Below are 770 nucleotides of genomic sequence, written 5' to 3'. Positions count from 1 at the left end.
GGGATGACTGTTTCAACAGGTTTTTGTTGGAGAGTTTGATCCTGGCTCAGGACGAACGCTGGCGGCGTGCTTAACACATGCAAGTCGAGCGGAAAGGCCCTTCGGGGTACTCGAGCGGCGAACGGGTGAGTAACACGTGAGCAACCTGCCCTAGGCTTTGGGATAACCCCGGGAAACCGGGGCTAATACCGAATATGACCTGGCCTCGCATGAGGCTTGGTGGAAAGTTTTTCGGCCTGGGATGGGCTCGCGGCCTATCAGCTTGTTGGTGGGGTGATGGCCTACCAAGGCGACGACGGGTAGCCGGCCTGAGAGGGCGACCGGCCACACTGGGACTGAGACACGGCCCAGACTCCTACGGGAGGCAGCAGTGGGGAATATTGCACAATGGGCGGAAGCCTGATGCAGCGACGCCGCGTGAGGGATGACGGCCTTCGGGTTGTAAACCTCTTTCAGCAGGGACGAAGCGAGAGTGACGGTACCTGCAGAAGAAGCACCGGCCAACTACGTGCCAGCAGCCGCGGTAAGACGTAGGGTGCAAGCGTTGTCCGGATTTATTGGGCGTAAAGAGCTCGTAGGCGGCTTGTCGCGTCGACTGTGAAAACCCGCGGCTCAACCGCGGGCCTGCAGTCGATACGGGCAGGCTAGAGTTCGGTAGGGGAGACTGGAATTCCTGGTGTAGCGGTGAAATGCGCAGATATCAGGAGGAACACCGGTGGCGAAGGCGGGTCTCTGGGCCGATACTGACGCTGAGGAGCGAAAGCGTGGGG

1 rRNA gene is annotated in these 770 nt (G+C 60.1%); it reads left to right on the top strand.

What is annotated here, in order from left to right:
- Positions 1-23: 23 nt before the first annotated feature.
- Positions 24-770: ribosomal RNA gene (locus ACFOYX_RS36275) — 16S ribosomal RNA — on the top strand; the annotation flags it as partial.

The sequence above is a fragment of the Micromonospora sp. GCM10011541 genome (assembly GCF_042650725.1).
Taxonomy (GTDB): domain Bacteria; phylum Actinomycetota; class Actinomycetes; order Mycobacteriales; family Micromonosporaceae; genus Micromonospora; species Micromonospora sicca.
Note: the sequence above shows the minus strand (reverse complement) of the source record. Positions and strands in the feature narration are given on the sequence as shown.